The sequence below is a fragment of the Microbacterium sp. genome (genome assembly GCF_041641055.1).
Taxonomy (GTDB): Bacteria; Actinomycetota; Actinomycetes; order Actinomycetales; family Microbacteriaceae; genus Microbacterium.
This window is the reverse complement of record NZ_JBEPZB010000008.1, coordinates 1-25,682: the sequence shown is the minus strand read 5'-3', so window position 1 is coordinate 25,682 and position 25,682 is coordinate 1. Positions and strand designations below refer to the sequence as shown.

Genomic DNA, 25,682 nt, shown 5'->3' with positions numbered 1-25,682 from the left:
CCATAGGATGGGGGCGTGACTGATCCGCAGCTGCCCCCGTCCGGTGCCGTTCCCCCTGTGCCGCCGGCACCCGAGTCCGCAGCGGCACAGCCCCCGGTTCCGCCGCCCGCCTACGCACCCGACGCTCCGGCAGCCCCGCAGTTCGGCTCTCAGCCCACGGGCTCTCAGGCCACGCCCCCTGCTCCGCCGACGTACTCGGCGGAGCCTCCGATGGCGCCGCCCGCACCTCCGGCACCTCCCGCTCACCAGGCGGCTCCGGCGGCCCCTCCCGCGTTCCCTGCGCCGAGCGGCACCGCCTCGCCCTCTCCCGCCTATCCCGCTCCTCCCGCTCCGATCGGAACTCCGGCGTACCCGGCCGCCCCTCCCGGCGCGTACCAGGTGCCCGTCGGCGGATACGCCGCACCCGAAGGGGCGTACCGCGCGCCGGATGGCGCGCCGAAGAAGTCGAGCCTGCTCGGGATGCTGGCGCTCATCCTCGCACTCATCGCCGCCGTGGTCACCCCGATCGTGGTGGGGGTCGTCGGATTCGAGATCGGCCGACGCATCCCCGGCGGACTGGACACGAGCGACCGCGACTTCCTGTCGGTCCTGGCCCCCGCGCGCGATCAGGTGCTCTGGGCAGAGCTGTCGTTCTGGACGGGAACCGTGCTCGGGATCGCCGCGATCGTGATCGGCATCCTCGCGATCCGCAAGAAGCAGGCTCGCGGTGCCGGCATCGCCGCCCTCGTCGTGGCCGTGCTGGGGCCGATCATCTTCTGGGTGGTCCTGCTCGTCTCCGTGTCGACGGGCACCGCCGCAGGCTTCCTGCCCTGACCGTCTCCGCCGACCGGGCCGGCTGTCGGATCAGCGCGGTGCGTGGTGCTTCTGCTGCGCGGCGAGCAGCCCCTCGTCGACGAGCAGCTCGACCGCATCCGCCGCATCAGAGACGAGGATCGGCAGGTTGGCGCGTTCCTCCTTGCCGAACGGCGAGAGCACCCAGTCCGCGGGATCCTGCCGGCCGACCGGCCTGCCGATCCCGGCGCGCACCCGGGGGAATTCGGCCGTCGTGAGGGCTCTGGCGATGTCACGAACGCCGTTGTGGCCGCCGTGTCCCCCGCCGATCTTGAGCTTGACCGTGTCGAAAGGGATGTCGAGCTCGTCGTGCACGACCACGACGCGCTCCGGCGGCACCGAGTAGAAGCGCGCGAGCGCCGCGACGGGCGTGCCCGAGACGTTCATGAACGTGTTGGGCTTGGCGAGCACGAGCTTGTCGCCTCCGGGCCGCAGCCAGGTCTCGACGACCCGAGCCCCTCCCTTGTGCTCTCGGAACGTCTCTCCGCGCCGCGCGGCGAGCTCGTCGAGCACCATCTGGCCGATGTTGTGCCTCGTCGCCTCGTATCGCGGGCCGGGGTTCCCGAGCCCCACCACGAGCCAGGTGGATGCCATGTCGTCGTCCTCTCGGATGCGGGCTGCACGCGGCGCCCGGGTCAGAATACGACAGAGGGGGCGCGATCCGATCGCGCCCCCTCTGTGATGCAGTCAGCTGTGAGCTGCGCCTGCGGAGATCACTCCGCGGCGGGCTCCTCCTCGGCAGCAGCCTCGTCGGCGCCGGCCTCGTCCTCACCGAGCGACTCCTCGGCCGGGATCGAGATCGCGACGACGAGCACCTCGGGGTCGGTCAGCAGCGTCGAGCCCTTGGGGAGCGTGACGTCGGCGGCGGTGATGTGCGCGCCCTCTTCGAGTCCCTCGACCGAGACCTCGACGTTCTGCGGCAGGTGCGTGGCCTCTGCCTCGATCGACAGGGTGTTCGCGTCCTGGTTGACGATGGTGCCGGGAGCCGACTCGCCGGTGACGATGACGGGAACGTCGATCGTGACCTTCTCGCCCTTGCGGACGACCAGGAGGTCGATGTGCTCGATGATCTGGTGCACGGGGTCCTTCTGGACGTCCTTGACCAGGGCGAGCTGAGGCGTGCCCTCGATGTCGAGCTCGAGCAGGGCGTTCGCACGGCGGATGATGAGCGAGACCTGGTGGCCCGGCAGCGCGACGTGCACGGGGTCGGTGCCGTGACCGTAGATGACGGCGGGGATCTTGCCTGCGGCGCGCAGACGACGGGCGAAGCCCTTGCCGAAGCTCTCGCGGAGCTCGGCCTTGACCTTGGTGTCTTCAGACATGGGGTTCTCCTTCGGGGCACGCAGCGACAGCTACGCGGTGGTCTTGGAATTGTTCTCGAACGCAGACACGTGAGGAAAGCCACCGGGCTTGCTTCGCCGCGTCGATAACGGATGCCAGCGCACGCGCAGAAGCATCCCTCGCCGAGGTACTCCTCTCATGGTACCGGATGAGCCGATAGGCTGAGGACACCGATTCCCCTCTGCAGAAACACGGAGTTCACTCATGCTCGACGGCGCCTTCTTCTCCCACGTGATCCTCTGGGTCATCGGCGCGATGACCGTGTGCGCCGCCGGCTTCACCTTCGCCGCGCTCTTCTCGCTCGGACGCACGGGCTACCGCAAGGACTGACCCCCGCGTCCCGGCCGTCCCGCGCGGCCTCGCCCGATCATCGGGCGACACACGGGCGCGCCTCCCCCGGCGCCGCGATAATCTGGACGCATCCCCTTCTTCTCGATCTAGGAGCCATCTGTGCCCGAAGCATCAGCGAACATCGGAGTCGTCGGACTCGCCGTCATGGGTTCGAACCTCGCCCGCAACCTCGCCTCCCGCGAGGGCAACACGGTGGCGATCTTCAACCGCAGCTACGAGAAGACCGAGACCCTCGTCTCCGAGCATCCTGAGGCCGGGTTCATCCCCGCACAGACCTACCAGGAGTTCGCCGACTCGCTGCAGAAGCCGCGCACCGCGATCATCATGGTCAAGGCCGGCGGTCCGACGGATGCCGTGATCGACTCGCTCGTCGAGGTCTTCGAGCCGGGCGACATCATCGTCGACGGCGGCAACGCCTACTTCCCCGACACCATCCGCCGCGAGAAGGCGGTCCGCGAGACGGGCATCAACTTCGTCGGCGCCGGCATCTCCGGTGGCGAGGAGGGCGCGCTCACGGGCCCGTCGATCATGCCGGGTGGCTCGGACGAGTCCTGGGTCACCCTGGGCCCGATCCTCAAGTCCATCGCCGCCATCGCCGAGGGCGAGCCGTGCGTCACGCACGTCGGACACGACGGCGCAGGGCACTTCGTGAAGATGGTGCACAACGGCATCGAGTACGCCGACATGCAGCTCATCGCCGAGGCCTATGACCTCATCCGGCGCGGCACGGGCAAGTCGCCCGCCGAGATCGCCGAGATCTTCGCCGAGTGGAACAAGGGCGAGCTCGAGTCGTACCTGATCGAGATCACCGCAGAGGTGCTGCGCCAGGTGGATGCCGAGACCGGCACGCCGCTCGTCGACGTCATCCTCGACCAGGCCGGCGCCAAGGGCACCGGCGCCTGGACCGTGCAGACCGCCCTCTCGCTCGGCGTCCCCGTCTCGGGCATCGCCGAAGCCACCTTCGCCCGCTCGCTCTCATCGCACCCGGAGCAGCGTGAGGTCGCTCGCGCCCTGCCCGGCCCCGACGAGGAGTTCGTCGTCACCGACGAGGCCGCCTTCATCGAGGACGTCCGTCTCGCGCTGTACGCGTCGAAGATCGTCGCCTACTCGCAGGGCTTCGACGAGATCCGCGCCGGCGCCGCCGAGTACGGCTGGAACATCGACCTCGGCGCGATCAGCAAGATCTGGCGCGGTGGATGCATCATCCGCGCGCAGTTCCTCAACCGCATCGCGGACGCCTACGCCGAGAACCCCGAGCTGCCCGTGCTCATGACCGCGCCGTACTTCGCCGAGGCGCTCACCCGCGGCCAGGCGTCCTGGCGTCGGGTCGTCGTGACGGCGGCTCAGGCCGGCATCCCCGCCCCGGCGTTCTCGTCGTCGCTGTCGTACTACGACGGCATCCGCGCCGACCGCCTGCCTGCGGCACTGGTGCAGGGCCAGCGCGACTTCTTCGGCGCGCACACCTACAAGCGCATCGACAAGCCGGGCACGTTCCACACGCAGTGGTCCGGTGACCGCACCGAGATCGAGGCCGAAGACACGCACTGAGCGCGTCCGCAGCACGACGAAGGCCCCGGCGATCACGCCGGGGCCTTCGCCATGCGCGGGGTGGTCGACGTCATGTCTCCCAGCAGACGCATAGCGCTCTCCATAGAAAACCCATAGGGGATTCCGCAGAATGGAGTCATGAGCACCGACCTCCCCGACCTGCGCCGCCCCGACGGCTCTCCCCTGCGCATCCTCGCCGTCGACGACGAGCAGATGCTCACCGATCTGCTCGCGATGGCCCTCCGCATGGAGGGCTGGGAGGTGCGCACGGCATCGTCGGGCCTCGAGGCGCTGCAGGTCGCGCGCGATTTCGAGCCGGATGCACTGGTGCTCGACATCATGATGCCCGACCTCGACGGCATGGCGGTGCTGCGGCGCCTGCGCGAGTCCGGCAGCCTCGTCCCCGTGCTCTTCCTGACGGCGAAGGATGCCGTGGGCGACCGCGTCGCGGGCCTCACCGCGGGCGGCGACGACTACGTCACGAAGCCGTTCAGCCTCGAGGAGGTAATCGCCCGGCTTCGCGCGATCATCCGCCGCACCGGCCATGCGACAGCCGACGACGGTCAGTCGATCCTGCGCGTCGCCGACCTCACCCTCAACGAGGACAGCCATGAGGTCATGCGCGACGGCACGGAGATCGAGCTCACGGCGACCGAGTTCGAGCTGCTCCGCTACCTGATGCGCAACGAGCGCCGCGTGCTGTCGAAGGCGCAGATCCTCGACCGTGTCTGGAGTTACGACTTCGGCGGCAAGTCGTCGGTCGTGGAGCTGTATATCTCGTACCTGCGCAAGAAGATCGACGCCGGCCGCACTCCCCTGCTGCACACCGTGCGAGGCGTCGGCTACATGATCAAGGCGCCTCAGTGAGCGATGCGAGGATGACGCGGCGGCCGATGAGCCTGCAGACGCGGCTGATGACAGCCGTGATCGGATTCGTCTCGCTCATCCTCGTGATCGTCGCCGTGATCACCAGTGCGACGCTCGGGGCGACGCTGGAGCTCCAGCTGCAGGACCGCCTGAAGATCGCGTCGTCGCAGATCACGCAGCTGGTCGGGTCGTACCCCGAAGAGGCCACGACCGTCGACAACATCCGGCCGCGGCTCAACCCCGTGCCGGGACTGCTGTTCGCGATGTCGAGCGTCGAGGGCGGCACGAGCGGTGCGGTCTTCACGGACGCGGCTCAGAACATCGGGGCGACGGCCGACCTCACCGACGCCGAGCTCGCCCAGATCAACGAGTCGCTCGCCGGACGCGCGATCGGCACGGTCTCGCTCAAGGAGTTCGGCTCGTACATGCTGGTCGCGCAGAAGGCGGCCAACGGGGCCAACGTGGTGACGGGGCTGCCCCGCACCGAGATCCAGAATCAGCTGACGACCTTGCTCACCGTGATCGCTCTCGCGACCATCGGCGGCCTGATCCTCCTCGCCCTGACGACGGCGATCACGATCAGGGTGGGGCTGCGGCCCCTGCGCGCGGTCGCGGCCACGGCGACCCGCGTCGCCAATCAGCCCCTCGATCGAGGTGAGGTCAAGATCACCGAGCGAGTACCGGCGTTCGAGGCAGACCCTCGCACGGAGACCGGGCTCGTCGGCGCATCCCTCAACACGCTGCTCGACCACGTGAACGACTCCCTGGCCGCGCGGCAGAAGAACGAGGAGCAGATGCGGCGTTTCGTCGCCGACGCGAGCCATGAGCTGCGCACTCCGCTGTCGTCGATCCGCGGATACTCCGAGCTGTCCCTGCGCGCCCTCAAGCAGCAGACGGGACCGGCGGTCATCGAAGGCACGACGACCTCCCTCGAGCGCATCCAGGCCCAGTCGCTGCGGATGACCCGCCTCGTGGAGGATCTGCTGCTGCTCGCTCGCCTCGACGAGGGGCGGGAGCTGGTCTACGGCACCGTCGACCTCACACAGCTCGCACTCGAGGGGCTGTCGGATGCCCGACCGACCGGACCGGATCACCACTGGCAGATCGAGGTCCCGGATGAGCCGATCGTCGTCATCGGCGACGCGGGACGGATGCATCAGGTCGTCGCGAACCTCCTCGCGAATGCACGCACGCACACCCCTGCGGGCACCTCGATCACGCTCAGCGTCAGTCGTGAGGGCGACGACGCCGTGCTGCGGGTGCACGACGACGGGCCGGGGATCGACCCCGGCGTCCGCGACGAGCTCTTCGGCCGATTCGCTCGCGGCGACAGCTCACGCGCACGGCAGACCGGCGGCACGGGCCTCGGCCTCGCGATCGTGAAGGCGATCGTCGAGGGCCACGGCGGCCAGATCACGGTCGACAGCGAGCCGGGGGCCACGACCTTCACCGTCCGCATCCCGATCAGCCCCGCTTCCGCGGACTGATCCCCGTCCGTCCGCGGGGCCTCGGTCTGCGGTCCGCTCGCTGCGGGGCCGCGGTCCGCACGCTGCGGGGCCGCGGTCCGCATCCTGCGTCCGCGGCGCGAGCTCAGGACGACCGCGCGAGTTCAGGACGAATGGACGGATTCCGTCCTGAATCCGAGCTGTCCTCCTGCATTCGCGCCGCGGGCCACGACGCTCCCCTCCCCATCCCATCGGCTTCGACTCCGCGGACGGATAACCGGATGCGGTCTGCGGGGTCCGGCCTGAGTTCAGGACGACCGCGCGAGATCAGGACGAATGGACGGATTCCGTCCTGCATCCGAGCTGTCCTCCTGCATCCGCGCCGCGGGCCACGACGCTCCCCTCCCCATCCCATCGGCTCGACTCCGCGGACGGATAACCGGATGCCGTCTGCGGGGCCCCGTCTGAGCGCAGGACGACCGCTCGAATTCAGGACGAATGGACGAAACCTGTCCTGAATTCGCGCCGTCGCCCTGCACTCGCGCCGTCGTCCGGCACCGGCACCGGCACCGGCACCGGCACCGAGCAGCGGCCGCCTCAGTACCCGGCGAAGGCGTCTGTCGTGAGCGAACGCGCCTTCTGCAGCGCGGGGGCGAGGTCGGCGATGAGGCGCGGTGGCCCCGAGATGTACGAGTGCCGCTCACCGAGATCGGGCACGTAGCGCTCGAGCCCGGCTGCATCCAGTCGCGCCCCCTGCGCCCACGTCCAGTGCGCGGGAAGGTTCTCCGGCTCATCACGCGTGAACGCGACCACCCGCGCACCGGTCGCGGCGAGCTCATCGCGGAACGCCAACTCCGAGCTGTCCGACGCCACATACACGAGCACGACGTCGCGCTGCTGTCCGGTGAGCTGCAGCTGCCGCAGCTGTGACACGAACGGCGTGACGCCGATGCCGGCCGCCACCATGAGCACGGGTGTATCCGAGCGCGGCAGCAGGAAGTCACCCCACGTACCGGTGACCGCGAGCGCGGAGCCGGGTTCTGCCGCCGCGAGAGCGCGCTTGTAGCTCGACGGATGCTTCTGATCGCCGTCCTTGTATGCGATGCGCAGTGTCGGCAGATCTGCCGGCGCCGAGACGATGCTGAACTCGCGCCTCGTGCCCCGGGCGTCGGCTCGACGATGCGGTACGTCGAGCTCGAGGTACTGTCCGGGCAGGAACTTCACCGGCCCCTTCGCCCGGAACGTCAGCTCCTGCGCGGTCGGCGTGATGAAGCGCCGCTGTTCGAGCACGAGGCGCACCGACCCGCGCAGCGCGAAGGCGAACGCCAGGAGGTTGCCGATGAGCAGCGCGCGCTCCTGCCCGAGCGTGAACAGGGAGCCGACAGCGATCGGCCACCCGGCGAGCACGCCGACGAGCGCGGCAACCGAGAACTGCTGCCACCGTCGCGGCGGGAGGGTCAGCGGCTCGGACAGCATGAACGCGCCGAGGAAGAGGAAGGGAGACTGCAGCACGGCGAACGACAGCGCGGATCCGAGCTCGAAGTCGATGTCGAACTGCTGGGCCTGCACGGCCTGCCGAGCGACCGAGACCGCGACGGCGATGACGAGGAAGACGACGACGATCCGCACCTTCTCGGTGCGCCACAGCACCGCGAGGCCGAGCACGGCGACGGGGAGGAAGAGCGAGGGCGTCCCGACCCACCAGGACGAGGAGGTGCCCAGCCACTCGAGCGCCCCGAAGGAGCCGAGGATCGACACGACCGCGGCCCCGAACGCCGCCGGATTCAGGATGTGCCGTCCGCGCCAGGCGATGAGGTACTTCGACAGGCTCGCGATCGCGCCGGCGATGGCGAGTCCGAGCAGTGCGGCGGGCTCGACGCCAGGACGCAGCACGAACAGCAGGATCAGCGCGGTGACGAGTGACGACTCGATGCGCCAGGGCAGTCGCAGGATGCGCTGCGCCGCGGCATCCACGAGTGAGATGACCACCGCGAGCACGACGAAGGAGGCGAGGATCTCGAGCGGCGTGGGCGAGACGATCACGCCGAGCGCCGACAGCACGACCGCGACCACGGCGAGCGCGAGCAGCGCGAACAGCACCAGGCGGTACATCGAGATGCCGCCGAGCAGCGCGAGAACCCGCTGTCGGAAGGCGGTGATGGAGGTGATCACGGTTCCACTCTTCCCTACTTCGTCGCCTCAGGGGCGCGCGGTGAACAGTTCTGCAGGACAGCCGGGCGAGCGCTCCGCGCGTCCGTCCGTCGTCATCCGCACCCACTCGACGTTCCAGGAGGCGGCGAGCTCCGGACCTCCGTCGAAGAACAGAGCGGTCGCGGCGGCATCCGCTCTCATCGCGTCGGGGGCGATCGCCCAGGTGGCGGCCCAGGTGCGCACCGGGACCCCGGTGCGGGCATCCAGGACGTGGTGCAGACCGTCGCCCCAGGCCCTGCGGTTGACGGCCGACGCGCAGAGGGCGGCATCCTGCAGCTCGACGACGCCGATCGCCTTGCGTGTGTCGTACGGATGCTCCAGCCCCACCCGCACGGGCGCTCCGTGTGCCGCGAGGTCTCCGCCGGCATCCACCACGAGGTCGCCGGGTACGTCCGAGAGCACTGCCGAGACGAGATCGACCAGACGCCCCTTGCCCAGGGCCCCGACGTCGAGGAGAGCGGGAGCGGATGCCGTGGCCTCCCCCGCGGTCCAGGCCAGCCGATCGGCCCAGTCGCCGGGCGCCGCCACCGGATCGGATGCGACGAGCGAGTACGACGCGTCGTACCCGAGCGCGTTCAGGCTGTCGGCGACCAGAGGATTGACCGCGCCGGCGGTCGCCGAGGAGAGCTCACGGTAGGCGTCGAGCATCGCGCCGGCATCCGAGGAGACGATCGACCCGCCGTGACGGCCGACGCGGGCCACCGACGAATCGGCCCGGAACCGCGACCACTCGCGGTCGAAGCGCTCGATCTCGGCAGTGACTCTATCGCGGTCATCGGCCGCGAGCTCCTGCGCCGTCTCGATCTCCCACACCGTGCCGATCGCGTCGAAACGCCAGATCGCCATGGACGTGTCGGGGGCCTCAGGCGGCCGCCTGCTCCTTGATCGACTCGACGGCGTCGTTGAATCCGCCACTGGTGAGCGACGAGCCGGCGACGCGGCTGACCTCGATCTCATCGAGCGACTTGCCCACGACCTCATCGGCGATGCCGTCGATGAACTCGCCCTGGTAGCGCTCGGTCTCGGGAGCCTGCGGGTCGCCGGTCACCTCGACGTCCTCGACGAGCCCGTCGGCGATCGTGAGGGTGACGCTGATCTTCTCGACCGTCTCAGGCGTCTGGTACGAGCCGTCGGCGGTGTAGGTGCCGTCGGTGTAGTCGCCGGCCGACGCACCGGAGTCGGTCGACTCCGTGCTCGAATCGGTGCCGGTGTCGGTGGACTGGTCTTCGGCGTCAGCGGTGCCCGAGCACCCTGCGAGGACGAGAAGCCCTGCGACGCCGGCGAGGGCAGCGCCCTTGCGAACAGAAGTCGGAACAGTCGTACGGATCATGATGGTCCTTCCGGCCTTGATCGATGTGATGTCTCGACCGTAGGGACGTCGTCTATGCGCGGGCTGTGTTCCGATATATAGGGTGCCCGACGCCGACCCCGATGCCGACGGCGATGCCTACGCGTCGCCGCCGAACATGCTCGTGACGGATCCGTCCTCGAAGACCTCGTGGATGGCGCGTGCGAGGAGCGGAGCGATCGGCAGGATCGTCAGCTTGTCCCACCGACGGGACTCCGTCAGAGGAATGGTGTCGGTGATGACGACCTCGTCGATCGAGGCATCCTGGAGCCGCTCGGAGGCCGGGTCGCTGAAGATCGCATGGGTCGCAGCGACGATCACGCGGTGCGCGCCGTTCGCCTTGAGCGCCTGCGCGGCCTTCACGATCGTGCCGCCGGTGTCGATCATGTCGTCGACCAGGAGGCAGGTGCGACCCTCGACGGTGCCCACGATCTCGTGCACGGAGACCTGGTTCGCGACCTTCGGGTCGCGACGCTTGTGGATGATGGCGAGCGGGGCGCCGAGGCTGTCCGACCAGGTGTCTGCGACCCTGACCCGGCCCATGTCGGGCGAGACCACGGTGAGGATCTTGCGGTCCTCGGGGCTGAGCGTACGCTGGAAGTAGTCCATCAGGACGGGCTTCGCGAAGAGGTGGTCGACGGGACCGTCGAAGAAGCCCTGGATCTGAGCGGCGTGCAGGTCGACGCTCATCACGCGGTCGGCACCGGCCGTCTTGAGCAGGTCGGCGACGAGACGGGCGCTGATCGGCTCCCGGCCACGACCCTTCTTGTCCTGGCGCGAATACGGATAGTACGGGGCGACGACCGTGATGCGCTTCGCGGAGGCGCGCTTGGCCGCGTCGATCATGATGAGCGTCTCCATGAGCCACTCGTTGACCGGCTCGCCGAAGGTCTGGATCAGGAACAGATCGCAACCGCGGATCGACACCTCGAACCGGGCGTAGATCTCACCCGAGGCGAAGGTGCGGTGCTCCGTCGGCACGACCTCGGTGCCCAGTGCGCTCGCGACGGCGGCGGTCAGCTCGGGGTGCGAGCGGCCTCCCGCGACGACGAGCCGCTTCTTGGTCTTGGCGACGAGACCCGGAGCGATGCCGTTGTCCCGGTCCAGATCGACCGTCTTCTTCTTGCGCGCCATCGTTTGCCTACTCCGCCACTCGGGATCGGGCTGCGGCGTCTGCCGCGCCCGTGCCTGCCCTGTTCTTCTCGACCCAACCCTCGATGTTGCGCTGAGGGGCGACGCTCATGGCAAGGGATCCGGCGGGGACGTCCTTGCGGACGACCGCTCCGGCACCTGTCTTGGCGCCGGCTCCCAGCCTAACGGGCGCGACGAGGGTCGTGTGCGAGCCGGTGTGGACCTCGTCCTCGACCACGGTGCGGTGCTTGTTCACGTCGTCGTAGTTCGCGGTGATCGTGCTCGCCCCGAGGTTCACGCCGCGTCCGATGGTCGCATCGCCGACGTACGAGAGGTGCGGGACCTTGCTGCCCTCCCCGATCTCGGCGTTCTTCGTCTCGACGTAGGCGCCGATCTTGCCCCTGGCGCCCAGCACGGTGCCGGGGCGGAGGAACGAGAAGGGTCCGACGGTGGCCTCGGCGCCGATCACGGCGAGGGTGGCGTCGGTGCGGCGGACGATGGCATCCGCGCCGATCTCGCAGTCCACGAGTGTCGTGTCAGGGCCGATGATGGCGCCCTCGGCGATCGTGGTGGCTCGCAGGATGTGGGTGTTCGGGAGGATCGTGACGTCGGGTGCGAGCGTCGCGTCGTCGTCGATCCACGTCGTCGCCGGGTCGATCACGGTGACGCCCTCGAGCTGCCAGCGACGCACGATCCGGCGGTTGAGCAGTCGGCCCACCTCGGCGAGCTGAGCACGGTCGTTGACGCCGTACGTCACGGTGACATCGGAGACGACGGATGCCGCGACACGGCTGCCGTCGCGGCGGAGGAGCCCTGGCACGTCCGTCAGGTACATCTCGCCCTGCGCGTTGTCGACGCCGACCGACGGCAGGTACTTGCGCAGGGTCCCGACGCGGAAGACGTACATGCCGGCGTTGATCTCCCGCACCGATGCCTCATCGGCGCTGGCATCCTTCTGCTCGACGATGCGGTCCACCCCGCCGTCTGCGTCGCGGATGACGCGTCCGTAGCCGGTCGGGTCCTCGACGACGGCGGTCATGAGCGTCGCCTCCGCCTCGGCCGAACGGTGGGCGTCGAGGAACGAACGCAACGTGTCGGCGTCCGCGAGCGGGCAGTCACCGGAGAGCACCAGCACGTCGCCGTCGAAGTCGTCGGGCAGGGCATCCACCGCGACCTGCACCGCGCGTCCGGTGCCTGGCACCTCGTCCTGGTCGATGAAGACCGCGTCGGGGTAGTCCTTCTCGAGCGCGGCGACGACCTGGTCGCGCTCGTGCCTGACCACGACCTCGACGTGAGATGCCTCCAGCCGACCGGCGGTCGTGAGGACGTGCCCGACGAGCGGCCGGCCGCCGATCGGGTGCAGCACCTTGGGGAGGCGCGAACGCATACGGGTGCCTTGGCCGGCGGCGAGGATGATGATGGCGAGATTGTTCCCAGTCATGCTCCGCCGCCAGGACTCGAACCTAGACCTCACAGCTCCAAAGGCTGTCGTGCTGCCATTACACCACGGCGGACCGCGGCCCCCGGAGGGAGCCGCTGGTCAAGTCTGCCACGTCCGCCCGTGTGCGACCCGCGATAATGGACGGATGACAGAGGCTGATGAGGTTGATCGGATCGTCGGCGCCTGGAACACACAGCGCCCCGACCTCGACTTCTCGCCTCTCGAGGTGCTGTCGCGGATGGACCGGCTGACGCGACTGCTCGACCGGGCCCGCCGTGATGTGTTCCGGCGCAGTGACCTCGAAGCCTGGGAGTGGGATGTGCTCTCGGCGCTGCGCCGCGCCGGCGCGCCGTTCCAGCTGTCGCCCAAGCAGCTGCTGCAGCAGACCCTGGTCTCCAGCGGCACCATGACGAATCGCATCGACCGGCTCGTCACCCGCCGCTTCGTGCGGCGGGAAGCCGATCCCGCAGACGGACGCAGCGTGCTGGTCACTCTCACCGACGACGGGCGCATCCGGGTGGATGCTGCCATCACCCGCCTCGTCGACGTCGAGGACGACCTGCTGCAGGCGCTTTCGCGCGGTGACCGCGACCGACTGGCCGGCCTGCTGCGCAAGCTCAGCCTGAGCTTCGACGCGTGAGGGGCTGAGCGGATGGGCATGCTCTCCCCCCTTCCGGTGCGCGACGGCGTCGGCGCGACGCGCCTGCACGTGCCGCTGCGCGGCGAGTGGCCGACCGTGGCCGCGTACATGATCGAGCGCTTCTTCCACCTCGACCCCGAAGGACTGCTGTCGCGCTTCGACCGCGGCGAGATCGTGGCTCGCGACGGCCGCCCGCTGGCGAGGGACACGCCGCTCGGCGCAGAGGAGTTCATCTGGTACTACCGGGACCCGCCCGTCGAGACCCGGATGCCGGTGGAGATCGAGGTCCTGCATCAGGACGAGGACCTGGTGGTCGTCGACAAGCCGCACTTCCTGCCGACCATCCCCGGCGGCAGGTTCCTGCAGAACTCGGCGTTGGTGCGGCTGCGCAATCTGCTCGACAATCCGGAGCTCGCGCCGATCCACCGCCTGGACAGGGCGACCGCCGGACTCCTGATGTTCTCGGCCCGCCCCGCGACGAGGGGGCGGTATCAGCTGCTGTTCGAGACCCGGCAGGTGCAGAAGGTCTACGAGGCGGTGTCGGCCCGCCCGACCGACTGGGACGCGTCGCGCTTCCCCCTCGTGTACCGCAACCACATCGTGAAGCTCCGCAACGAGCTGAAGGTGCAGGTCGACGACGAACGCGAGCCCAACGCCGAGACGCTCATCGACGTGATCGACGCAGACGAGCGCGTCGTGCACACGCTGCTGCGTCCGCACAGCGGCAAGATGCATCAGCTGCGGGTGCACCTCGCGGCCCTCGGGCTCGGCATCCTCAACGATCCGTTCTACCCGCAGCTCACCGGCGAGCATCCGGATGACTTCGACCACCCGATGCAGCTGCTCGCGCGCGAACTGCACTTCGTCGATCCGCTGAGCGGCGCGCCGCGGGTCTTCACCACGACGCGCACGCTGCAGGAGGCCCCACTCAGCGGCGCATGATCCTGCGCGCCAGCCACGTGCCCAGCAGCTGCACGAGGTGCACGAAGACGACGATCAGCACGATCGCGGTCCACATGACGACGGGCTCGAACTGCCGGAAGCCGTAGATCTGGGCGAACGCGCCGAGGCCGCCGCCGCCGATGAGTCCTGCCATCGCCGTCATGTCGATCAGAGCCACCACGATGAACGTGTAGCCGAGGATGAGCGGGCCCAGGGACTCCGGGATCGCCACGGTGAACAGGATGCGGGCTGGCCCCGCTCCCATCGCGCGCGCCGCCTCGATCACGCCGGGCGAGACCGAGACCAGGTGCTGCTCGACGATGCGGCCGATCGCGAACGCTGCGGCGAGACCGATCATGAAAGCGCCGGCTGTCGTGCCGATACCGGTGCCGACCACCACCCGCGCGAACGGCTGGGCGACCGCGACGAACAGGACGAACGGGATCGGCCGGAAGAAGTTGACGCCCAGGTTCGCGATCACCGCGATGACGCGGTTCTCGGCGAGTCCACCGGGGCGGGTGACGTAGAGGATGACACCGATCGCGAGGCCGAGGATGCCGCCGAGCACGAGGGCGAACGACGTCATGTACAGCGTCTCGAGAGCGGCCTTCCACAGATCGGGCCACAGTTCGTTCAGACGATCCATCAGCGCGCCTCCTCTTCGGCGATCTCGGTCACTTCGACGCGCTGGCCGATCTGTTCGAGGGTCCGGTCGATCACCGCGTCCTCACCGCGGATCGCGAGCGTCAGATGCCCGAAGGCCCGCCCGCGGATGTCGTTGATGCCGCCGTACACGAGCTCGAAGTCGAGCCCGGCACCGGCGAGGTCGAGGAACACCTGAGCCTGCGACGTGTCGCCGTCGCGGAACGAGAAGGTCACGAGACGTCCCTGGTGGCGCTCGCGCAGCACCGCCCGCTCGGACGGCGTCGGCACGCCCTTCACGACCGTGCCGACGAAGCGCTGGGATGCCGGGTTCTGCGGCGCCGAGAAGACGTCGAACACGTCGCCCTGCTCGATCACCCGACCGTTCTCCATCACCGCGACCTTGGTGGCGATGGTCTGGATGACGTCCATCTCGTGCGTGATCACCACGATCGTCACGCCCTGCTCCTGGTTGACCCGCTTGAGCAGGTCGAGCACTTCGTGGGTGGTCTGCGGGTCCAGTGCGCTGGTCGCCTCGTCGGCGAGCAGGATCGCCGGCCCCGTGGCGAGCGCGCGTGCGATGCCGACGCGCTGCTTCTGCCCACCGGACAGCTGTTCGGGGAAGGCCTTGGCCTTGTCGGCGAGGCCCACGAAGCTGAGCAGCTCAGTCACCCGCGCATCGATGTCGGCCTTCGACCAGCCGGCGAGCTTCAGCGGGTAGGCGATGTTGGCCTTGACGCTGCGCGAGGCGAACAGGTTGAACTGCTGGAAGATCATCCCGATGCCGCCGCGGACCTTGCGCAGCTCGCTCTCCCTGAGCGCGGTGATGTCGACGTCGTCGACCGTGATGGTGCCGCTCGTCGCAGGCTCGAGGGCGTTGATGAGACGCACGAGCGTCGACTTGCCGGCACCGGAGTATCCGATGATGCCGAACACGTCGCCCTTCTCGATCGAGAGGGTGACGTCGTCGACGGCCACGACCTCGGACTCGTCACGGGTGCGCGGCGGATAGGACTTGGAGACGTTCGTCAGGGTGACGATCGGCATGGGCTGCTCCGGTCTGCTTCGGGAACGAAGAATCGGGTGACGCACGAAGCGCCACCCGATTCTCCCTCATCGACGGGGTGTGGTTCTCCCCGGCTCGACTTACTTGTTGGCCTCGGTGTCCTCCTGGACCTTCTTCAGCGAGGCGACCAGATCCTCGACCGGGGTCTGCAGGGGCACCGCGGTGTTCCCGGAGGACTCGAGGAGACCGGCCTGGACGTCCTCGTTCGTCTGGAAGATCTCCACGAGCTTGAGGTACGTCTCGTTGTCGGCGTCCTCGGCGCGAGCAGCGAAGATGTTCACGTACGGCAGCGCGTTCGGGTCCTCGGGGTCGTCCTGGGCGATCGCGTCCTCGAACGTCAGTCCGGCATCCTCGACGAAGTCGTTGTTGATGATCGCCGCGGCGACGTCCGGCAGCGAGGTCGGGATCAGTGCGGCCTCGAGCGCGGTGACCTTGACCTTGGACTTGTCGGTGTCGACGTCGGAGAGGTCGGAGAAGATGGTTCCGCCGCTCTTGAGCTCGATCAGACCGGCCGACTGCAGCACGAGCAGGGCGCGGGCCTGGTTGGACGCATCATCCGGAACCGCGACGGTCTCTCCCTTGGGGATGTCGTCGACGTCGTCGAACTTCTGCGAGTACAGACCGAGCGGGTAGATCGCGGTCGAGCCGATCGGGGTCAGGTCAGACCCGGACGCGGTGTTGTACTCGGCGAGGTACACGATGTGCTGGAACTGGTTGAGGTCGATCTCGCCCTCGGTGAGCGCCGGGTTCGGCTGCTCGTACGAGCCGAAGTCGACGAGCTCGACCGTGATGCCCTCGTCAGCGGCAGCCTCGACGAAAGGAGCCCACTGCGCGTCTCCCTTGCCGACGACGCCGATCTTGACGGTCTCGTCCTCGCCGGAGCCGCCGGAGCCGGCGTCGGAGGATGCGGTGGCGCAGCCTGCGAGGGCGACGAAGAGCGGGACCGCGGCGAGCGCGGCGATGACGGATGTGGTCCGACGGGATGCGGTGATGGACATGAGTGTTCGGGTTCCTCTCTTGGGGGACTCGAATACGTTAGGCAGGGCGACGTCGTCGACGACAATCGAGCGTCACAGAGCGTCACAGCTCTCAGTCGTACTCCTCGATGCCCTGCAGACGCACCTGTTCGAGGTCGAGCCGCGCGGAGATCCGGCGCACGACGAGGTCGTCGACCGTGCCGTCCCTGCGCAGTCCGAGCAGCACCTCCCGCTTGCGATCGATGAGCGCGAGCTTGAGCCGTGTGTGCTCCTCGTGTCGCAGCAGCGGCGAGCGCTGCATCACGTCGACGTCCGCCGAGGTGGCGAGCATCTGCAGGGTCCTGACCTCGCCCTCGGTGCCGTCCCCGTCTCCCCCGATGACGGCGATCTCCGGCTGCCGCAGCACCTGCGACGCATCCGGTCCTCCGTCCTCCGATGGGCCGTCGTCCGCGGCGTCGGCGCCTGCTCCTCCGCCGATCTGCTGTCCCCCGCCCAGCGGGTCGGGCTCGTCGAGCAGAACGTCGAGCGCCTGCGCCTCGGCATCGATGATCGCCTGCTCCCGTGCGAGGGCGCGGGCGTTCGAGAACTCGAGCATCTGATAGCCCTCCGCGCGCACCTTGTCGCGGATCTCCTGTCCGACACCGTGCTCGACGGCGAGGTCGTCGAGTGCCGCGAGCGCCGCACCCGAGATCGTCCGCTCCGCGAGTTCGTACTCCTCGTCCTCGATGTGGTCCACCGGGAACCGCGCCCACCGCACCACGGCGGGCAGCAGCGGACCCTGCACGAGCAGGCTCAGCAGGATCACTCCGGCAGTCACGAACACGATCTCGTCACGCCCGGCGATCTCGCCCTCGGTCGCGCTGGCCACCGGCACCGACAGGGCGATCGCGAGGGAGACGGCGCCTCTCATGCCGGCGACCGTCGACACGGCCATGGAGCGTGCCCGGAGGCCCGGCGACGGTCGGGTCCCCGCCCGCCGCTGGAACGGGACGTTCATCACCTGGAACAGGTAGCGCACGACGAGCAGTGTCACCCAGACCGCGAGCGTGATCAGCACCAGGCGTCCGATGGCGGCGGCCGAGATCTCGTGCGCGACGAACTGCACCTCGAGGCCGATCAGCACGAAGAGCGCGCCGTTGAGCAGGAAGACGCCGAACGGCCAGGCGGCATCCGCCTGGCGTCGGGACGATGCTGTCGTGACACGGGGCGACACGTAGGCGACGATGAGGCCGGCGACCACCACCGCGAGAACTCCGGATGCGTGCACGATCTCGGCGAGCAGGAACGCCGTGAACGGGATGAGCAGGAGAGCGACGTTGATCACGATGGTCGACGACGTCCGCCGCATCAGCAGGTAGCCGAGCGCGGCGATCGCGACACCGGCGGCGATCCCGCCGACATACGAGGTCAGCACCGACATGGTGACCGACAGCGGCGTGATGTTGCCACCGAGGGCGAGCGAGACCGCGATCGCGTACAGCACGAGCGCCGTGCCGTCGTTCGTCAGGCTCTCGGCCTTCAGCTTCATGAACATGCGTCGCGGCAGCAGCCTGCCGAGGGCCGCGACCGCCGTCGCATCCGGGGGCGCCACGGCGGCGCCGAGGATGAGGGCGGTCTCCCAGGGCATCCCGAACAGCACTCCGACGCCGGCGACGGCGAAGGCGGATCCCACGACGAGCAGGGTGCTCATCGGCAGGATGTAACGGAAGTCGCGTCTGATCGAGCGCAGCGACGTGGTGAGGCTCTCCCAAAAGAGCATCACCGGCAGGAACAGCAGCAGCACCGTCTCCGGCGGCAGCTGGATCTCACGCAGTTGCGGCACGAAGCCGAGCAGCAGACCGAAGATGACCAGTACGAGCGGCAGCGCGAGCCGCACCCGCGGTGCCAACAGCGTGCCGACGAGGATCGTGAGTCCGATCAGGACGGTGACCTCGAGTCCTTCCATCCGAACCTCCCGGGTACCGCAGGATCAGGCTGTGCGATCCCGGATCGGATCGAATCCCGCCCAGAGCACAGCGCATTCGACTGCCACCGTATTCCCGCGGCGGCCGAATCGCGAGCGTTCGCGTCAGTCGAGCTCTTCGGTCAGCTCGAACCAGCGGAGTTCGAGCTCCTCGATCTCGGCCTGCTGATCGCTGATCGCCTTCATCTTGTCGCCGAGGCCGGCGAAGTCCGACTGGTCGTGGTCGGCCAGCGCGGTCTTCGCCTTGTCGACCTGCTGGGTGAGCTTCTGGATGCGACGCTCGAGGGCCGAGACCTCCTTCTGCGCGGCGCGCAGGGCTGCGCCGTCGAGGCTGGGGGCCTTCTTCTCGGTGTTGACGGCCGTCTGCGACCGGCCGGGCGCCGAGGTCTGCAGCTGGCGCAGTCGCAGGTACTCGTCGACCCCGCCCGGCAGGTGCCGCAGGTGCCCGTCGAGGATCGCGAACTGCTGGTCGGTCACGCGCTCGAGGAAGTACCGGTCATGGCTGACGACCAGCAGGGTGCCCGACCAGGAGTCGAGCAGGTCCTCGATCGCCGCGAGCATGTCGGTGTCGAGGTCGTTGGTGGGCTCGTCGAGGATCAGCACGTTGGGCTGGTCGAGGAGCACGAGCAGCAGCTGCAGGCGGCGCTGCTGACCGCCGGAGAGGTCCTTCACCGGGGTGGAGAGCTGCGCGGAGTCGAAGCCGAGCCGTTCGAGCAGCTGCCCGGGGGTGAGCTCCTGCGCCTTCGATCCTGACCCCATCGTGTACGAGGTGCGCAGCCGCGAGATCACCACGCGGACCGGCTCGCGCCGCAGGTCTTCGAGCTCGTCCAGGCGCTGGGTCAGCGTCTTGACCTTGACCGTCGTGCCGCGCTTCACGCGGCCGACGGTGGGCTCGACGGTGCCGGAGATGAGTCCGAGCAGGGTCGACTTTCCGGCGCCGTTGACACCGAGGATGCCGGTGCGCTCCCCCGGCGCGATGCGCCACTCGACGTCACGGAGCACTTCCCGCGTGCCGCCGTCGACGGTCGGGTAGGTCACTCCGACGTCCAGGAGATCGACGACGTCCTTGCCGAGGCGCGAGACGGCCAGCGACTGCAGCGACACCTTGTCGCGGATCTCGGGGACGTCGGCGATCAGCTCGTTCGCCGCGTCGATGCGGAACTTGGGCTTCGCCGTGCGCGCGGGCGCTCCTCGGCGAAGCCACGCGAGCTCCTTCTTGGCGAGGTTCTGGCGCTTGGCCTCGGTGGCGGCCGCCATGCGGTCGCGCTCCACGCGCTGCAGGATGTAGGCCGCGTACCCGCCCTCGAAGGGCTCGACGATGCGGTCGTGCACCTCCCAGGTCTCGGTGCAGATCTCGTCGAGGAACCACCGGTCGTGCGTCACGACCAGGAGCGCTCCGGAGTTCGGGCTCCACCGCTTCTTGAGGTGTCCGGCAAGCCACGTGATCGCCTCGACGTCGAGGTGGTTGGTGGGCTCGTCGAGGGCGATGACGTCCCAGTCGCCGGTCAGCAGCTTGGCGAGGGACACACGGCGCCGCTGGCCACCGCTGAGGGAGCCGATCTCGGCATCCCACGGCAGGTCCTTCAGCAGCCCCTCGATCACGTCGCGGATGCGGGGGTCGCCCGCCCATTCGTACTCGGGAGTGTCTCCGACGACCGCCGCGCTGATGGTCAGGTCGTCGCTGAGCGTGTCGGCCTGCGAGAGCACGCCGATCGTGGTGCCGCCGCGTACGGTCACGCGTCCGGAGTTCGGCTCCTTGAGGCCGGCGAGCATCCCGAGGAGGCTCGACTTGCCGTCGCCGTTGCGGCCGACGATGCCGATGCGGTCACCTTCTTCGATGCCGAGGGTCACGGAGTCGAAGACGACCCTCGTCGGATATTCGAGATGAAGGGCCTCTGCCCCGAGAAGATGTGCCATGTCACCTCTCAGGGTAGTCGGGCGCGCTGTGCGGCTCGCTCAGCTGGGCTCTGTGCTGGTCGGGGCGCCGCCGGATTCTCTGCTGATGTGATTCCCGTGTCCGGGAGCGAACAGCTCGGGGAGCGCGGCGGTGAACTCGTCGAAATGGCTGTACCAGATCGTGTGCGCGGCGCCCGGAATGCGTCGCACCTCGACGCCGTTCTCCTCGAACCGTCGCACGTCGTCGTCGCTCACCCAGTCGCTCGGGTCGGCTCTGACGACGACCGAACCAGCCGCAGGAAGCCACGCGTGGTCGGGTCCGCACGAGATCGACGCCATGGTCGCGGGATCGAACCGGGAGGCGGCTCTGGCTTCGACCTCGGCATCCTGGGCGGAGTAGAAGGGCCGGGAGCGCCGCAGCCACTCGGACGAGAGGCGGGCCGCTCTGTCGCGCTCATAGCGGGCCGTCAGTTCGGCGCGATCCTGGCCGCCGGGAAAGGCGAGACCCGCGTCGACGTAGACCGCGAGGGCAGGCCGTAATCGTCGTGCGGCTTCGGCGAGCACGGTCGCGCCATACGAGTGGCCGATGGCGACGAGCGGATGCTCGGAGGCGAGGTGTTCCACGGTCTCCGCGACGGAGGACCCCGCCCGCTCGATCGTCAGATGCGGGTCGCGAGGCGAGAGCCCGTGTCCGGGCAGATCGAGGGCGAGCACACGCCAGCCCTGCTGGACGAGAAGCGGAATGACGCGCCACCAACTCTCAGCCGAACCCATCGTCCCGTGCAGCAGCACGACGGTGCGCGGGCCGGATCCGACGTCGACGGCGTGGAGGAGCATCGAGCCAGTGTCGCACAGGTCGTTACCTATTCGTGATCATGTCCGCTCCGGAATACATCGAATCTTTCTTCGAATGTCGGTGGTCTGTGATCTACTCGAATCATGACAGCACTGCTCGATGCGACCGACACGCAGATGGCGACTCTCGCCGGTCTCGTGGCGTCGCTCGAGGCTGCCGAATCCACTCTCAGCAGCATGACCGCAGCGCGCGACGGGCTGCTCGCGATCGCCGGTCGTCTCGCGATCGACATCGCGAAGCAGGGCGATCACCCTGACAAGGGCAACCACTCGATCCGTACCATCGCGGCCGAGATCGCCGCAGTCCAGCACGTGAGCGACCGCACCGTCGAACGTCGCATGATGTCGGCGGGGATGCTCGTCGACCTCTTCCCGACTGTGTGGGCCGCGCAAGGTACCGGGCGCATCAGCGCGGCACATTCCCACGTCATCGTCGACGCCGGGGCACACATCGTGTCGGAGAGCGATCGTGCGGCCTATGCGGCGATCGTGCTCCGGCTGGCCGAGTCCGAGTCCCCCACCCGCTTGCGCGCGCTGGCCCGACGCATCGCGCAGCGGTTCGCCCCGTCGACGATGACGACGCGCCACCGCACGGCGCGAGCGCAGCGGCGGATCTGGATCACCGACGGCGAAGACGGCATGGCGGCGCTGCACGCGCATGCGCCCGCTGCGCTGATCCATGGCATGTTCGACCGGCTGTCGCAGATGGCGCACGCCCTGCGGACGGAGAACCTGCGCGCTCAGCGGGACGCGGCGCGCGAGGGTCGCGAGTTCATCGCCGATGACCGCACCGTCGATGAGATCCGCGCCGACCTGCTCGTCGATCTCGTGCTGACCGGAGCTCCCGCGGGACACGACACCGAAGACGGCCTGCTCGGCGAGATCGACGCGCGCATCGAGGTCACGGTCCCCGTGACGACGCTGATGGACACCGACCGGGACGACGATGACGGGGCGCCCGGAGACGGGACGGCGCCCGGGTCTGAGGGCCGCGACGAGCCGGCCGCTGGCGACGGGGCTGCGGCTGGCGACGAGCCGGCCGCTGGCGACGGGGCTGCGGCTGGCGACGGGACTGCGGGCGGCGACAGTTCTGCGAGCGGTGACAGATCTACGGGCGGTGACGGCTCGACTACCGGGCGTGCGCCTGCGGCAGAGCTCGACGGCGTGGTGCCGATCGACGCTGCAACCGCACGCATACTGGCCGGCGCCGCTTCGGGATGGGACAGGGTGCTGACGCATCCCATCGACGGTCGGGTCCTCGCGGTCGATCGCTACCGACCGAGTCGACGGCTGCGCCGACATCTGAGGGCGCGGGACCAGCGATGTCGATTCCCCGGATGCGGGGTGGCAGCCAGAAAGTGCGATCTCGATCACAATCATGCGGCGTCGAGCGGAGGCGAGACGTGCGAGTCGAACCTGGCGTCGTTCTGTCGACGCCACCATGTGCTGAAGCACCATTCCCCTTGGCATGTCGCTCAGGGGCCGGGCGGAGTCCTCGAATGGACCAGCCCGACCGGTCGCACGTACATCGACGCGCCACCCGTGCCGAACACGGTCACGTTCACGAGCTCCGACGGAGTGCGAGCGCCGTTCTGACCGCCGCGCGATGCTGCTGCGCCTCGTGACGCTCGGTCGCCTCGAGCTGTCGCCTCGAGCTGTCGCGTCGTGATGTCGCCTCGAGCTGTCGCCTCGAGCTGTGGATAACTCACTCGCGGTTCGCCTCGCTTCACCTACGGTGGCGCGGTGACTTCTCCTCGCTTCCGCCTCTTGTTCACTCTGGGTCTGCTCGTTCTCGCCGGTGCCTGTGGCGCGTGCGCTCCGGTCGAGGAGACGGTGCCGCCTGATCGAACGCCCGCTCCTGCAGACGGGGCGACGCATGCGACGGCCGAAGCGGTGTATCGGGGATACATCGATGCGTTCAATGCGGTCGACCTCGCCGATCCGCAGACGTTCGAGCCGATATCGAAGTTCACGACAGAAGCTTTCTACAGCGCCGAGGTCCTGCGGTTCGCCCCGATGCTTGAAGCGGGTGTGACCGTCCTCGGGGATGCGGAAGTCCAGTCGTTCTATGTGAACTGGGTGTTCCAGGACTCGACCGTCGCGGCGACGGCTTGCGTCGACGGATCCGATCTGAGGCTCGTCGATCGCGAGGGCGAGCCGGTTGCGAGAGAGGGAACACCAGGGGTTTTCGAGGTCTATCTGGAGTTCGTGTCGTACGGTGGTGAGCTGCGCCTGCACCAGCAGGCCAGCGCTCCGCACCGTGGGTGCCGGTCCGGGCGCGAACTGCCCCTACCGGGCGGGCCCCTATTGGAAGAGACCGGCACTCCCTCCCCAGAGGCACCTGAGTCAGAGCAGAGCGATCGGTGCAAGACGTATCCCAGCGGCATCACGATCTGCTGACGATGATCATGCAGAAATCAGCGAAGTGCCGACGCAGGATCGTCGTGATCAGCGGGCTGGTCGCACTCGTGACGTGCTCACTCCTGGCGTGCGCTCCTGCCCCGGCGCCGACGCCCTCTCCGACACCGGCGTTCGCCAGCGAGGAAGCGGCGTTCGCGGCGGCGGAAGAGGTGTACCGGGCATACAACGATGCGGGCAACGCTCGTCGGCTGGATCGAGCCGGCGCCAGCCCTCAGCAGTACCTGGTCGGCGCCGCTCTGGAAGCAGATATTGAAGCCCAAAGCTTGCTAAGCGCCTCGGGCGTTCGGATCGAGGGCGAAGCGTCGGTGATTTCAGTATCAGGACGGTCTGCGAAGTTCGAGGGACAACAAGCAACTCTTGTCCTGGTTCTATGTCTGGATGTATCGCACGTGTTGGTTCGGAATGAGGATGGGGCCGATGTCACGCCACCTGAGCGCGGCGATCTGGTTGCTCAGGAGGTCACATTCATCGGCACAAAACAGTCGCTACTCATTGCTAATGAAGCTTCCCTGGATGTGTCGACGTGCTGAGGCTCGCGATCAGCAGTGGCCTCGCAATACTGTTCCTCGTTGGCACGCCGCCCTTCACGGAACGAATGACCGCGGGCACCTGCTCGCAGGAACTCGCGCTTGGCGGTGTCTGCGGCTCGAACAACGGCACCTCCCTCACGGTCACGGCGACGCAGCAGCAGCCGGGGACAGACTCCGACGTCGACCCCGGCCCGCGCGGCGGCCGTCCTGGTCCCGGCGCACAGACCGAGCCGGAGGGGCCGAGCGACGAGGCGATCGAGCTCGCCGCGTGCATGGACGACGCCGGAACCACACGGTGTGCGCGGCGGGCGAATCAGCCGGCGCCTCCGGCATCCACTCCGACTGCACCGCCAAAGCCCGTCATCACGATCACGGACCTCGCGCGGTTCGCGCCGGAATCCGCACTCGCTGCCACAGAGCCGGGCAACGTGGGCATCGCAGGCATGCCGGCGAACTTCGTGGCGACGGCATCCGTCCAGGTGCAGAGCGGGACCCTGTTCGGGGTGCCGTTGCGCGTGCGGTTCACGCCCGCGGGCTACGACTACACCTACGGCGACGGCAGCTCGGCGACCCTCACCGAAGCCGGACAGACGTGGGCATCGCTGGGCCAGGCCCAGTTCACCCCCACGGCGACGAGTCACATCTACCGAATGTCCGGCACGTATGTCGCCGACGTCGACGTCCGCTACACGGCGGAGATCGACCTCGGCGGCGGGTGGGAGCCCGTCGCGGGTCAGCTCACGACCGACGGTGCGCCGCAGGAGATCCGGATCTACGACGCCCGCACCGCACTCGTCGCGCACACGTGCGAGGAGGATCCGGCCGGAATCGGCTGCTAGACGCGGACGAGCCGCCCGGAACCCGAAGGTCCGGACGGCTCGTTCGCTGTTCGAGCGGAATCGCTTACTGGTACGACTTCACGATCTCGAGGAGGCTCGGCACGTTGGCGTACGCCTCAGCGGCGTTCTCCTTCGTGACGATGATCGGGTCGAGCAGGTACGCCGGAACGACCTTGGCGCCGTTGTCGTACGACTCCTCGTCGTTGACGTCGACGTCCTCGCCCTTCTGCAGCTGGCCGACCATCTTGATCGACTGCTCGACGAGCAGGGTGGTGTCCTTGTTGATCGTGGAGTACTGGATGCCCTCCATGATCGACTTCACCGACTCGACCTCGGAGTCCTGACCCGTGACGACCGGAACCGGCTTGCCGGCCTGCTGCACCGAGGTGATGATGGC

24 protein-coding genes, 1 tRNA gene and 1 pseudogene are annotated in these 25,682 nt (G+C 68.6%); 11 read left to right on the top strand and 15 right to left on the bottom strand.

Annotation, left to right across the window (positions count from 1 at the left end; genetic code table 11):
- Positions 1-15 precede the first annotated feature (15 nt).
- Positions 16-813 carry a hypothetical protein gene (locus tag ACESK8_RS07050; RefSeq protein WP_372967927.1) on the top strand — a complete coding sequence of 266 codons (798 nt, stop codon included), beginning with the start codon at positions 16-18 and terminating at the stop codon, positions 811-813.
- 30 nt (positions 814-843) lie between these two features.
- On the opposite strand, the gene pth is transcribed toward ACESK8_RS07050, so the two are convergent.
- Together pth and ACESK8_RS07040 are read right to left on the bottom strand one after the other, a co-directional pair.
- Positions 844-1,425, bottom strand: a complete 582-nt coding sequence (pth, locus tag ACESK8_RS07045) for an aminoacyl-tRNA hydrolase (protein WP_372967926.1) — start codon at positions 1,423-1,425, stop codon at positions 844-846.
- 119 nt (positions 1,426-1,544) lie between these two features.
- Positions 1,545-2,153 carry a 50S ribosomal protein L25/general stress protein Ctc gene (locus ACESK8_RS07040; RefSeq protein WP_060927807.1) on the bottom strand — a complete coding sequence of 203 codons (609 nt, stop codon included), beginning with the start codon at positions 2,151-2,153 and terminating at the stop codon, positions 1,545-1,547.
- Positions 2,154-2,376: 223 nt separating this feature from the next.
- Between ACESK8_RS07040 and ACESK8_RS07035 the strand changes: the two genes are divergently transcribed.
- The 4 genes from ACESK8_RS07035 to ACESK8_RS07020 all read left to right on the top strand — a co-directional run bounded on the left by ACESK8_RS07035 (position 2,377) and on the right by ACESK8_RS07020 (position 6,425).
- Complete coding sequence (locus tag ACESK8_RS07035) at positions 2,377-2,502, top strand: hypothetical protein (RefSeq protein ID WP_276326184.1); 126 nt, start codon at positions 2,377-2,379, stop codon at positions 2,500-2,502.
- 120 nt (positions 2,503-2,622) lie between these two features.
- The gene (gndA, locus tag ACESK8_RS07030) at positions 2,623-4,071 is read left to right on the top strand and encodes an NADP-dependent phosphogluconate dehydrogenase (protein WP_372967925.1); all 1,449 of its coding nucleotides are present in this window, start codon (positions 2,623-2,625) and stop codon (positions 4,069-4,071) included.
- Between the two features lie 138 nt (positions 4,072-4,209).
- Entirely contained in the window at positions 4,210-4,938 is a 729-nt protein-coding gene (locus ACESK8_RS07025) for a response regulator transcription factor (RefSeq protein WP_372967924.1), read from the top strand.
- A 26-nt stretch (positions 4,939-4,964) separates the two neighbouring features.
- Positions 4,965-6,425 (top strand): sensor histidine kinase, encoded by a 1,461-nt coding sequence (locus ACESK8_RS07020; RefSeq protein WP_372967923.1) that lies wholly within the window; start codon positions 4,965-4,967, stop codon positions 6,423-6,425.
- A gap of 555 nt (positions 6,426-6,980) precedes the next feature.
- Here ACESK8_RS07020 and ACESK8_RS07015 read toward each other — a convergent pair.
- From ACESK8_RS07015 to ACESK8_RS06990, 6 genes are all read right to left on the bottom strand, one after another.
- Positions 6,981-8,555 carry an FAD-dependent oxidoreductase gene (locus ACESK8_RS07015; protein WP_372967922.1) on the bottom strand — a complete coding sequence of 525 codons (1,575 nt, stop codon included), beginning with the start codon at positions 8,553-8,555 and terminating at the stop codon, positions 6,981-6,983.
- Positions 8,556-8,582: 27 nt separating this feature from the next.
- Positions 8,583-9,440 (bottom strand): FAD:protein FMN transferase, encoded by an 858-nt coding sequence (locus ACESK8_RS07010; protein ID WP_372967921.1) that lies wholly within the window; start codon positions 9,438-9,440, stop codon positions 8,583-8,585.
- Between the two features lie 16 nt (positions 9,441-9,456).
- Positions 9,457-9,924, bottom strand: coding sequence for an FMN-binding protein (locus ACESK8_RS07005; protein WP_372967920.1), 468 nt, complete (start codon positions 9,922-9,924; stop codon positions 9,457-9,459).
- A 117-nt stretch (positions 9,925-10,041) separates the two neighbouring features.
- The gene (locus ACESK8_RS07000) at positions 10,042-11,076 is read right to left on the bottom strand and encodes a ribose-phosphate diphosphokinase (RefSeq protein ID WP_372967919.1); all 1,035 of its coding nucleotides are present in this window, start codon (positions 11,074-11,076) and stop codon (positions 10,042-10,044) included.
- A 7-nt stretch (positions 11,077-11,083) separates the two neighbouring features.
- The gene (glmU, locus tag ACESK8_RS06995) at positions 11,084-12,514 is read right to left on the bottom strand and encodes a bifunctional UDP-N-acetylglucosamine diphosphorylase/glucosamine-1-phosphate N-acetyltransferase GlmU (RefSeq protein ID WP_372967918.1); all 1,431 of its coding nucleotides are present in this window, start codon (positions 12,512-12,514) and stop codon (positions 11,084-11,086) included.
- Between the two features lies 1 nt (position 12,515).
- Positions 12,516-12,587 (bottom strand) — tRNA-Gln (locus ACESK8_RS06990).
- 72 nt (positions 12,588-12,659) lie between these two features.
- Between ACESK8_RS06990 and ACESK8_RS06985 the strand changes: the two genes are divergently transcribed.
- Together ACESK8_RS06985 and ACESK8_RS06980 are read left to right on the top strand one after the other, a co-directional pair.
- Positions 12,660-13,154, top strand: coding sequence for a MarR family winged helix-turn-helix transcriptional regulator (locus tag ACESK8_RS06985; protein WP_074731654.1), 495 nt, complete (start codon positions 12,660-12,662; stop codon positions 13,152-13,154).
- An 18-nt stretch (positions 13,155-13,172) separates the two neighbouring features.
- Entirely contained in the window at positions 13,173-14,096 is a 924-nt protein-coding gene (locus ACESK8_RS06980; protein ID WP_372967917.1) for a pseudouridine synthase, read from the top strand.
- On the opposite strand, the gene ACESK8_RS06975 is transcribed toward ACESK8_RS06980, so the two are convergent.
- The 6 genes from ACESK8_RS06975 to ACESK8_RS06950 form a co-directional block, all read right to left on the bottom strand.
- Positions 14,083-14,742 (bottom strand): methionine ABC transporter permease, encoded by a 660-nt coding sequence (locus ACESK8_RS06975; RefSeq protein ID WP_060928691.1) that lies wholly within the window; start codon positions 14,740-14,742, stop codon positions 14,083-14,085. The two genes, ACESK8_RS06980 and ACESK8_RS06975, sit on opposite strands and share 14 nt — an antisense overlap.
- The gene (locus ACESK8_RS06970; protein ID WP_060928690.1) at positions 14,742-15,785 is read right to left on the bottom strand and encodes a methionine ABC transporter ATP-binding protein; all 1,044 of its coding nucleotides are present in this window, start codon (positions 15,783-15,785) and stop codon (positions 14,742-14,744) included. Before ACESK8_RS06970 ends, ACESK8_RS06975 begins: the two co-directional genes overlap by 1 nt.
- Positions 15,786-15,884: 99 nt before the next feature.
- On the bottom strand, positions 15,885-16,802 hold the full coding sequence (locus ACESK8_RS06965) for a MetQ/NlpA family ABC transporter substrate-binding protein (protein ID WP_372967916.1): 918 nt from the start codon (positions 16,800-16,802) through the stop codon (positions 15,885-15,887).
- A 91-nt stretch (positions 16,803-16,893) separates the two neighbouring features.
- Positions 16,894-18,726, bottom strand: a complete 1,833-nt coding sequence (locus ACESK8_RS06960; protein WP_372967915.1) for a Na+/H+ antiporter — start codon at positions 18,724-18,726, stop codon at positions 16,894-16,896.
- A gap of 123 nt (positions 18,727-18,849) precedes the next feature.
- Positions 18,850-20,661, bottom strand: coding sequence for an ABC-F family ATP-binding cassette domain-containing protein (locus tag ACESK8_RS06955; RefSeq protein WP_372967914.1), 1,812 nt, complete (start codon positions 20,659-20,661; stop codon positions 18,850-18,852).
- A gap of 39 nt (positions 20,662-20,700) precedes the next feature.
- Positions 20,701-21,477, bottom strand: coding sequence for an alpha/beta fold hydrolase (locus tag ACESK8_RS06950; RefSeq protein WP_372967913.1), 777 nt, complete (start codon positions 21,475-21,477; stop codon positions 20,701-20,703).
- Positions 21,478-21,579: 102 nt separating this feature from the next.
- Here ACESK8_RS06950 and ACESK8_RS06945 point away from each other — a divergent pair, with 102 nt between their 5' ends.
- From ACESK8_RS06945 to ACESK8_RS06930, 4 genes are all read left to right on the top strand, one after another.
- On the top strand, positions 21,580-23,091 hold the full coding sequence (locus ACESK8_RS06945) for a DUF222 domain-containing protein (RefSeq protein WP_372967912.1): 1,512 nt from the start codon (positions 21,580-21,582) through the stop codon (positions 23,089-23,091).
- Between the two features lie 147 nt (positions 23,092-23,238).
- Positions 23,239-23,895: a hypothetical protein gene (locus ACESK8_RS06940; RefSeq protein WP_372967911.1), complete on the top strand. Its 657-nt coding sequence runs from the start codon at positions 23,239-23,241 to the stop codon at positions 23,893-23,895.
- A gap of 2 nt (positions 23,896-23,897) precedes the next feature.
- Positions 23,898-24,446 (top strand): hypothetical protein, encoded by a 549-nt coding sequence (locus tag ACESK8_RS06935; protein ID WP_372967910.1) that lies wholly within the window; start codon positions 23,898-23,900, stop codon positions 24,444-24,446.
- A gap of 65 nt (positions 24,447-24,511) precedes the next feature.
- Complete coding sequence (locus ACESK8_RS06930) at positions 24,512-25,285, top strand: hypothetical protein (RefSeq protein WP_372967909.1); 774 nt, start codon at positions 24,512-24,514, stop codon at positions 25,283-25,285.
- A 64-nt stretch (positions 25,286-25,349) separates the two neighbouring features.
- Here ACESK8_RS06930 and ACESK8_RS06925 read toward each other — a convergent pair.
- Positions 25,350-25,682, bottom strand: a pseudogene (locus ACESK8_RS06925) (sugar ABC transporter substrate-binding protein); the annotation flags it as partial.